The organism is Streptomyces milbemycinicus (assembly GCF_002154605.1).
GTDB classification, from domain to species: Bacteria; Actinomycetota; Actinomycetes; order Streptomycetales; family Streptomycetaceae; genus Streptomyces; species Streptomyces milbemycinicus.
In genome coordinates this window covers 1-718 of record NZ_MUNE01001293.1, presented here as the reverse complement: position 1 = coordinate 718, position 718 = coordinate 1, and the positions used below count along the sequence as shown (strand labels likewise).

The window sequence follows — 718 nt, the reverse complement described above, 5'->3', positions numbered from 1 at the left end:
GTACGGAAGGCGCCGGCGAGCAGGCGCAGACGGCCGGGTAGCGGGGCGGCGGGGCAGCGGGCTCCCGGTCGGGCCGGGGTCGGCCGGGGCGAAGCCAGTCCGGCCGAAGCCATCCGCTTCCCCGCCGGGCCGCAGCCAGTCCAGGCGCCGGTTACGCCTCCGGCCGCGGCGTGGAGCCGGCGTCCTCGGCGACCGGCCGGCCCGTCAGCGCCGCCAGGCTGCCCCGTACGTGCTCCAGATGCGACTTGAGCTCTTCGCGCCGCTCGACGTGCTCGCGCAGCGTCCGCTCCGTCTCCCGCTCCAGGCGCTCCTCCCGCGCCCGCGCCTGTGCAATGATCTCCGCCGCCTGCGCCTGGGCGTCCTCCTGCCTCAGCCGCGCCGCCTGTTCGGCCATCGCGTACTCCCGCTTGGCCTCGGCGAGCTTCAGCTGCGTGCGCTCCTCCAACTGGGCGACCCCGGCGGCCATCGCGGCCTCCCGCTGGGCGATCTCCCGGCCCGCCGCCTCCCACCGCTCGCCGTGGTCCCGCTCCTGCTCGGCCAGGACGGCGGCGCTGCGCTGCCGCGTCTCCTTCAGCGCCGACAGGGCCTCGGTCCGCCACTCCTTGGCGTCCTGCCGCGAGGCGGCGCGCAGTTCGTCCACGTCCGCCTGGGCCGACTCCAGTGTCGAGCGCGCGGATGCCTCCGCGACGGCCCGCGTCCGCTCGGCCTCCTCGCGGGC

General features: G+C 77.4%; 1 pseudogene. It reads right to left on the bottom strand.

The annotated features are described in order from the left end of the window. Positions 1-151 precede the first annotated feature (151 nt). Positions 152-718, bottom strand: a pseudogene (locus tag CCN51_RS52695) (cellulose-binding protein); the annotation flags it as partial.